Genomic DNA, 9,110 nt, shown 5'->3' on the forward strand with positions numbered 1-9,110 from the left:
CGCGGCACCGAGACCGGCCCCGGACCCGACGCGCCGCGTCGCAGACCCCACTGGCTGCTGGTGGCCACGGCGGTGGTGTTGTGCCCGGCCGTGACGGTGGCCGGGTGGCAGGCGGGGCACATGATCACACACGGCCCGGACCCCGGGGCGCCGGCTGCGCAGGAGCCCCGCCCACTGTCGGCGGCCCCNGTGCGGTCTGCGGCGCTGAGGGTGGACGCCGCACAGGGGTTCCGTGTGGTCTTCTTCGTACACGGGGCGGGAACGGACGCGTCGGTGGGACTGGCCTCGGTCGAGGCAGCCCCGACCGAGCGCGGGCACGGGCGGGCCGTCCTCGACCCCGGATCGGAACCGCGGTTCGAGCACACGTTCACCGCGGTGGGCGGCACACGGGTGGTGCGCCACGGGGCGTCCGACGGACGGTGCTCGCTGGCCGCGGGGCCGGGCGATCCGGAACCGTCGGTGATCGAGCCACCCTCCGACGCCGACTCCTACCTGTGCACACGCGGTTTCGCCTCGGCCAAGCTCTGGGAGGTGCTGGCCTCGTCGGAGGACCTCCGGTACGAGGGCGAGGAACACACCGACCTGGTTCCGTTGTCCGACGACCCCGACGACGGGGACTCGCACGGTTCGGAGCGGGTTCCTGCGCACCGCTACACCGGCACCTTAACCGCGCTCGTGGGCGGCTACGACCCGCAGGAGCAGGAGAACGTGCTCTCACCGGTGGAGGAGACCGGGTTCGACCTGTGGATCGACACGGACGGCCTACCGCGCCGATTCGTGCACGACGACGGGGCGGGCACCGGGGAGACCTACGACGTGCACGCGCTGTCCTGAGCGCGGCCGGCTCAGTCCGGGACGCCGGCCCCGTCCCCGACCAGGTCGGGGATCTCTGTGGTCGGGTCGAGCTCGTAGACGTAGGGCGGGTCGGCCACCTCGCCGCGGATCTCGGGTTGCGGGGTGTCCACGAGCAGGTTGTCGCGTGCCTCGATGTTGCCGGGGTCGTCCTCGTCGGGGGTGACCGAGAGCTCGGAGTTCTGGAAGTAGTTGCCCTCCACCAGCACGTTCGAGGCGTGGGCGGACTCCACCCCGTACTCGGCGTTGGACCGGAAGTAGTTGTTGAACACGTGCACGTGTTCGGCGTTGCGGGCGCGGGGGTGGTGGCCGGCGGTCCCGTCGAAGTGGTTGTGGTGCACGGTCACGTGGAGCGCGCCGGGCTCGTCGTCGGCGCCGCCGATGGCCAGGGCGGAGTCGGCCTCGCTGAAGCGGTTCCAGGCCACGGTGACGTGGTCGGCGCCGTCGGCGACCTCGAGCAGGGTCCCGCCGTCGCCGCCGGTGAAGGTGGAGCGGTGCACCCACACGTTGCCCGCCCCGCCGCGGACGGACACGGCGGTCTCGTCGGTGTCGAAGGCCAGGCCGCTGAGCACGACGTTGTCGGCCCCGTCCACGACCAGCCCGCCCCCGGTGAGTGCGGTGCCTCCGTCGGACCCCACGAGCGTGGTGTCGGAGGGCACCTGCACGTCCCCGTCGAGCTCGATGGCGCCCTCCAGCTCGACGACGAGGGGACCGTCCTCCTCCAGGTACCCGGTCAGCTCGTCGGAACCGGTGGCGGTCACCGGTTCGGTGTCGCCTCCCCCGGTCACACCGCCGCCGTCCTCGGGCTCCGCGGACGCTTCGCCGTCGTCCTCCTCGCCGTCGGCGGGTGCGGGCTCGGTGGCCCAGCCGACAGGGGTCTCGGCCTGCTCCTCCTCGGGCGACGGCCCGGACTCCTCGGCCTCCCCCTGCTCCGGGTCGGCATCGGCGCCGACGGGCGGGTCCGAGGGGTCGGGGTCGGCCTGCTGCGAGCAGGCGACGAGCACCGCGCACAGCAGCGCGAGAGGGACCTGCAGGACGATCGGGTGCAGTCGCATCGAGAACTTTCCAGCGAGCGGGGGTGGGGGAAGGCGCGGTCCGCGGGGGATGGTGCCCCCGATTGTCGCATCATCCGAACCGGCCACGCTCCGGGACACCCGGCACAGCAGGCGATCCCGCACACGCAGAGGGGCGCCGCGCCTCCGCTGGGAAGGCACGGCGCCCCGGTGGTCACCGTGGGGAACCGGTCGGTTCCGGGTGGAGTCGGCGGTCGGGGGTCACTCGCCCTCGGCCGCCCAGCCGATGTCCTCGTAGGTCCACGCGGACGCGAGCCCGAACTCACCGAAGTTGTGCAGGTTCTCGTCCTGGACCCAGAATCCCGGCCGCTCGTACAGCGGGATGGTCACGACCTCGTCCCACAGCGTCGCGTCGATCTCGTTGGCGATCTCGGCGTAGCGGTCCTCGTCGGTCTCCTCGGCCATCTCGTCGAAGAGGTCGTTGATCTCGGGCGTGGAGTACTGGCTGTTGTTGTTGCCCCAGTCCTCGCCTTCCTCGTCGAGCGGACCGCCGTAGTTGCCCTTGGTGGTGCTGTGGAAGGGGTGCTGCCCGGTGAGCACGAACGCGGCCATCTCGAAGTTGCCCGGAGTGATGTACTCGGTGAACAGCGCGTTGGCCGGGACCTGCTGGATCTGCACGTCGATGCCGACCTCGCCGAGCATCTCCTGGGTGATCTCGCCCTCGTCCTGGGCGATCTCCAGACCCTCGGAGACGATGTAGTCGATGGTGAGCTCGTCGCCGTCCTCGTTGGTGCGGACGGTGTCGTCGCCGTCCAGGGTCCACCCGGCCTCGTCGAGGAGCTCCTCGGCACGCTCGATGTCGACGCCGCCCAGCTCGCCGCTGTTGTCCTGGTAACCGTGCTGGCTGGAGCGCAGCAGGCGGTTGACCTCGCCGGTGATGGGCCAGTCCACGGAGCCGAGCGCGACCTCGGCCATGACCTCGCGGTCGATGCTCAGGGCCACGGCCTGGCGCACCCGCTGGTCCTCCAGGCGGGGGCTGGAGCCGTTGAGGTTGATGAACCGGTGACCGTGGTTGACGGCGCGGGTGAAGTAGGCACCGTCGCCCTCCTGGTCCTGCAGGCGCTGGTAGGCGGCGGCGTCGTAGCCCAGGTAGAAGGCGTCGATCTCGCCGTTGTCGAAGGCGCCCGCCATGGCGTCGCTGTCCATCGCGTCGAAGATGATGCGGTCGAGCTTGGGCTCGTCCCCCCACCAGTCCTCGTTCTTGTGGAGGGTGATGCGCTCGGCGACCTCGTCGAACTCGGCGTCGCCGAACGGCCCGGCGGTCAGGGGCAGGTCGCGGTAGTAGTCCTCGTCGAAGGCCTCGTCGTCCTCCATGGACTCGGCCGGGTAGAGCTCGTTGAAGAACGTGGGCCACTCACCGAAGGGCTCGCTCAGCTGCAGCGTGAACGAGAACTCGTCGTCGCCCTGCTCGACCGATTCGATGCGCTCGTACCCCACGGTGGAGCCCAGCTCGAAGTCCCCGTCGCGCTGGCCGCTGCGGGTGATGGCGTTGGCCTCGTAGTCCTCCCAGGTGACCGGCTCGCCGTTGGACCACTCGGCGTCCGGGTTGAGCTCGTACCACACCTCGAGGCCGTCGTCGCTGACCCCGTAGTCGAGCACGTAGTCGGGGTCGTTCTCGTACCCGCCCTCGTCGTCGAAGACCGAGGCGGAGGGCATGGCAGCGCCGATGACACGGCGCACGTCTGCCTTGTTGCCCTGCACGTGGGCGAGGTTGTGCTGGTCCTCGTACTCGCTGAGGGCGAGGACGAAGTCACCGCCGTCCTGCAGGTCGTCGCGGTCGGCCGGGTTGAGGTCCGAGGCGGGCAGCGCCTCGGCCTCCTCCTGGCCGTCCTGGCCGTCGCCGTCGTCGGAAGCGCACGCGCTGGCCATGAGGACCAGGGCTGCGGCGGGGGCGAGATAACGCCACTTCCCGATTCGCATGGGGGTTTTCCTCCTAGGGGTGCGTCGACCAGCGCGCGGGGCGGCGCCGGCCCTGCCAGACGGAACCTCGGCGGCCGCTCACACGGCCCCCTCCTGCCGCTCGGCGAAATGGCAGGGCGNCGCCGTTGACGGGAAGGATCTGCGGTTCCACGCCCGTGCACTGCTCCTGATCGTGTGCGGAGAGCGTGACGAACTTCTGGCACCTCGTACGGAACCTGCAACCCGAAGGCGGGTTCGCGGGGCTGGGCAGGTCGCCGTCCAAGACAATGTGGGCGCGGCCGCGTTCCTTCTCCGGGTCGGGCACCGGGATGGCCGAGAGCAGCGCCTGGGTGTAGGGGTGCGAGGGGCTCTTGTACACGGAGTCGGTGTCGCCGATCTCCACGATCCGCCCCAGATACATGACCGCGACCCGGTCGGCGATGTGCCGGACCACCGACAGGTCGTGCGCCACGAACAGGTACGCCAGCCCGAGCCGGGCCTGGAGCTCCTCGAGCAGGTTGATGACGCCGGCCTGGATCGACACGTCCAGGGCGGAGACGGGTTCGTCGAGCACGAGGAGTTTGGGTTCCAGGGCCAGGGCGCGGGCGATGCCGATGCGCTGGCGTTGCCCCCCGGAGAACTCGGCGGGGAACCGGGTGACGTGCCCGGTGTCGAGCCCGACCAGGCCGACGAGCTCGTACACGCGGCGGGTGATCTCGTCCCGCGGCACCTTGTGGGTGACCAGGGGCTCGGCGATGATGTCGAAGACCGTCATGCGCGGGTCCAGGGAGCTCATGGGGTCCTGGAAGACGATCTGCATGTCCTTGCGCAGGGCGAACCGTTCGGCCTTGGACAGCGTCGACACGTCGCGGCCCATGACCTCGACCGAGCCCCGCTGGGGTTTCTCCAGACCGAGGATCTCCATGAGCGTGGAGGACTTGCCGCACCCGGACTCGCCCACCAGCGCCAGGGTCTCGCCCTCACGGATGTCGAAGTCGAGGCCGTCGACGGCGTAGACGGTGCCCACGCGGCGCTTGAGCACGGCCCCCTTCATGAGGGGGTGGTGCTTGATGAGGTCGCGCACGCGCAGCATCTCGTCGCGGTGGCCGCGCTCGCCCCCGGTGCCTTCGGCCTCGGGGATGTCGGGCACCGGGTAGATGTCCTGGGCGGTCCAGTCGTTGGTCTCGATCTCACCGGAGCGGATGCAGGCCACTCGTCGGTCCCCGGTGTCCTCGACCTGCGCGGGGGGCTGCCCGTTCTCGTCCGCGGTTGCGCGGATCGTCTCGGCGGAGGGCTGGGCGCCCACCGTGAGCAGTTCGGGCTCGGCCAGTTCGCACTCGGGCTGCGCGATGGGGCAGCGCGGCGCGAACGGACACCCGGGCGGCAGGTCGGTGAGCGAGGGCGGGTTGCCCTCGATGGGCACCAGGGCGCCCCGGCGTTCGTGGTCCATGCGGGGTACGGCGCCGAGCAGGCCCATGGTGTAGGGCATGCGGCTCCTGTAGTAGATCTCGTCGACGGTGCCGATCTCCACGGGGCGGCCGGCATACATGACCAGGAGCCGGTCGACGAAGCCGGCCACGACGCCGAGGTCGTGGGTGATCATCACGATGGCGGCGCCGGTCTGGCTCTGCGCGGTCTGCAGCAGGTCGAGGATCTGCGCCTGGATGGTCACGTCCAGGGCTGTGGTCGGTTCGTCGCAGATGATGACGTCGGGGTCGTTGGCCATGGCCATGGCGATCATGACGCGCTGGCGCATGCCACCGGAGAACTCGTGGGGGAAGGACCGGTACCGGTGCTCGGGGTTGGGGATGCCCACGAGGTCGAGGAGCTCCACGGCCCGCTCGCGCGCCTTGGCCCTGGGGATCTTCGGGTGGTGGGTGGTGACGGCCTCGGCGAGCTGGTCGCCGACGGTGTAGACGGGCGTCAGCCCCGACAGCGGGTCCTGGAAGACCATGGAGATGACCTTGCCGCGCTTGCGGGCCATCACCTTGTCCTCCAGGCCGAGGATCTCCTCGCCGTGCAGCCGTACCGACCCGGTGATGGTCGCGTGGTCGGGCAGCAGACCCATGGCGGCCATGGAGGAGACCGACTTTCCGGACCCGGACTCGCCGACGATGCCGAGCACCTCGCCGCTGCGGACGCTGTAACTGACGCCGCGCACGGCGTTGACGTCGGGGTTGTTACCGAACCCGCGGAAGGTCACGTTGAGGTCGGTGACCTCCAGGACGGGGGTGTCCGCGGTGGCGCCGGCCTCGAGTGCGGGCTCGTGCCCTTGGATGGTGTCGATACTCATGGTGCTGTGTTCCCCCTAGGACCGGCGCGACTTCGAGGTCGGGTCGAGGGCGTCGCGCAGCCCGTCCCCGATCATGTTGACTGCGAGCACCAACAGCACGAGCAGCGCCGTGGGGAAGAGGAACATCCACGGGGCGGTCGTGGCGAAGTTGGCGCCGTCGGCGATGACGATGCCCAGGGTGATGTCGGGCGGCTGCACACCCAGTCCGAAGTAGCTCAGCGCGGTCTCCCCGATGATCGCAGTGCTGACCATGATGGTGGCGTCCGCGATGAGCAGGGAAGACATGTTCGGCAGGATGTGGCGCAGGATGATCTTGCGCGGTGGCACTCCCATGAACCTGGCGGCGTGGATGTACTCGCGTTCCCGGAGCGAGATGGTCATGCCTCGCACCATCTTGGAGGTGACCATCCAGCTGAGCCCGGCCAGGAGCACGACGAGGACCAGCCAGCCGCTGGCGCCCATGAAGTGCTTGGACAGGATCGCCAGGATCACGAAGCTGGGCAGGACCAGCGCGAGGTCGGCCACCCACATCAGGGCGCGGTCGGTGATTCCGCCGAAGTAGCCGGCGAAGGCCCCGACGAGCGCTGCCACGGCCGTGGAGATCATCGCGACGAGCAGGCCGATGAGAAGGGACTTCTGCAGGCCGGCTGCGGACTGGGTGAAGATGTCCTGTCCGGTGCGGTTGGTGCCGAACCAGTGCTCGGGCGAGGGGCCTTCGAGGGTGCTGAGGTAGTCCCGTTCGGTGATGCCCCACGGGCTGATGACGGGTCCGAGGAAGGCGAGCAGGGCCAGGCCGGCCAGCATCGCGAAACCGATGATGACGCGGCGGGTGGCGACCAGCTGGCGCAGGACGTCCTTGAGGCGGCTGGGGGCCGGGGGCACGGCCGGTGCCTCGGTCTGGCTGCCCTGGTCGGGGCGTTCGGTGGTCGAGCTCATGCCGTGGTCTCCAACGGGGCGGCCGAGATGGGACTGGTGGGGCGCTGGGGCTGTGTGGTGCGGGGGTTGCGGGGCCTCATCACACCCTCACCCTCGGGTCGAGCCAGGCGTAGAGGATGTCGGACAGGAACGAGGCCAGCATGATCGTGACCGCCATGAACCAGGAGACCGCGGCGACCACGTGCACGTCCTGGCGGGCGATGGAGTCGATGAGCCAGGCACCCATGCCCTGCCAGGCGTAGATCTTCTCGGTGAAGGTCGCGCCGGAGACCAGCATGCCGAACGTGAACGTGAAATAGGTGATGGTCGGGATCATCGCGGTGCGCAGGGCGTGTTTGAACAGCGCCTTGCGCCGGGTGAGCCCCTTGGCCATGGCGGTGCGCACGAAGTCGGAGCCGAGCACGTCCAGCATCATGTTGCGCTGGTAGCGGGCGAAGGCGGCGAACAGGGCGAGCGCGAGCACGAGAGTCGGCAGGATCGCGTGGTAGATGCGGTTGATGAGCAGTTCCCACCACTCGCCCTGGACACCGGCCGTGTACTCGCCCGAGTACCGGAAGAACGTGAACCCGATGAAGTCGTTGAAGGCCGCGGCCCCGACCTGGATGACGATGGCGATGACGACCGTGGGGATCGACAGGACGAAGAAGGAGGCGCCGGTGGCGGCCTTGTCGAAGGCGCGGTACTGGCGGACGGCCGCATAGGCGCCGATGGCGATGCCCATGAAGCTGCCGATGAGGGTGGCCACGACGATGAGGCGCAGGGTGACCCCGGCCTTCATGAGCATCTGGTCGGTGACGCTGCCGCCCTGGATGGTCTGGCCGAAGTCACCGGCCAGGAGAACCCCGCTCATCCAGTTGGCGTAGCGCTCGGCCAGCGGCGTCTGGTCGTTGAGGTTCAGCCGGTCGAGCTCGGCGTTGACCAGCTCGGGATCGGGTGGCGGCTGCATCTGTTCGAAGTAGTCGCGTGGCGCGAGGTTCGTCGCGGCGAGCACGTAGGCGAAGCTCGTCGCGAGGAAGATCAACACGACGTAGTTCAACAGCCGCCTGGCCAGGAACTTGCCCAAAACTATCTCCGAACCTCACAGCCGAGCCCGGCGCTTGTCTGCGTTGTGGTCGGTCACGCAACAGGGGCCACGGGGGGCGGAGCCGTGAGCTGATCCGGGGGTACTCGTTCAGCTCGGGTGACCCCGCGACCACCGGATGGGGTGACTCCCGGTGACTGCCGATTCACACTTCCTACCGGACCACGATCAGTGGCCGGAATGTCATGATTCTGCGGGACCGTTAGACACTCGGCGGTAACCAGCGCATCAAGAAAAGACAACGCCGCCAATTCAGGTAACCCTAACCTCGCATTTTGTCGAACCTTCGACGGACATCGCTACCACGAAGGAACCCGCCACGGAAGCCCATGCCACACGGGGAACACGACACCCCGGCACCCCCGTGGAGTAAACCTCGTTGACTCCTGCGAACGACCACCCGCGCGACCCGGACCTCCGGAACGATTTCCCGAAACGTGCCGGAAACGCCCCCATCACGAAGACCTCTCGGGCACCTTCACCACCAGCACTGCAGACCCCGCCTCCCCCGAAAATGCACCGCGTACCATTTTCACTCAGGGTAATAAAGAAGTTAACCAGAGCTAACACCCGGCGTTGAACCCGGCTCAAGCTGCACGTCCCTCTCCTGGGGATCTTGCTACTGGAGCCAGAATCAGCGCCGATATTGGCTCTGGCAGCAAGATCCCCGGCGTGCGGCCAGCGGGGTGTGCACGCGGGGCACGAGAGCCGCGACCGACCGCGCACGCCAGGCGCCCCACCACGTTCCGGCCGAGCGCGCCACCGCACCGGCGGCCACGGCGGCCGAACGTGCGGGGGTGGAGCGTCCGGCCAGCGCCGCAGAGGCCGACACGGCGGCCGCTGCGACGGGGTGGCGCAGGGCCAGCGCACCCACGACGGGGGCCCATCCCTGTTCAGCCGCGCGCACCAGCGCACGGGCGTCGTCGGACGCACACGCGCCCACCGCACGTACAGCGGTCGCCGGAGGCAGCCGGTG

4 protein-coding genes and 2 pseudogenes are annotated in these 9,110 nt (G+C 69.3%); all 6 read right to left on the reverse strand.

Translation table 11 applies throughout. The features are described 5' to 3' along the window. Positions 1-845: 845 nt before the first annotated feature. A complete protein-coding gene (locus D474_RS0118220; RefSeq protein ID WP_017614961.1) occupies positions 846-1,907 on the reverse strand; it encodes a pectate lyase family protein in 1,062 nt (353 codons plus the stop codon). A gap of 219 nt (positions 1,908-2,126) precedes the next feature. Next, a complete protein-coding gene (locus tag D474_RS0118225; protein ID WP_017614962.1) occupies positions 2,127-3,845 on the reverse strand; it encodes an ABC transporter family substrate-binding protein in 1,719 nt (572 codons plus the stop codon). Positions 3,846-3,923: 78 nt separating this feature from the next. After that, a pseudogene (locus tag D474_RS29215) lies at positions 3,924-6,117 on the reverse strand (dipeptide ABC transporter ATP-binding protein). A 15-nt stretch (positions 6,118-6,132) separates the two neighbouring features. Next, positions 6,133-7,053 (reverse strand): ABC transporter permease, encoded by a 921-nt coding sequence (locus D474_RS0118235; RefSeq protein ID WP_017614963.1) that lies wholly within the window; start codon positions 7,051-7,053, stop codon positions 6,133-6,135. 79 nt (positions 7,054-7,132) lie between these two features. Further along, positions 7,133-8,116 (reverse strand): ABC transporter permease, encoded by a 984-nt coding sequence (locus tag D474_RS0118240; protein WP_017614964.1) that lies wholly within the window; start codon positions 8,114-8,116, stop codon positions 7,133-7,135. Between the two features lie 652 nt (positions 8,117-8,768). Further along, positions 8,769-9,110: pseudogene (locus tag D474_RS0118245) on the reverse strand (hypothetical protein); the annotation flags it as partial.

Source organism: Nocardiopsis salina YIM 90010 (assembly GCF_000341025.1).
GTDB lineage: Bacteria > Actinomycetota > Actinomycetes > Streptosporangiales > Streptosporangiaceae > Nocardiopsis > Nocardiopsis salina.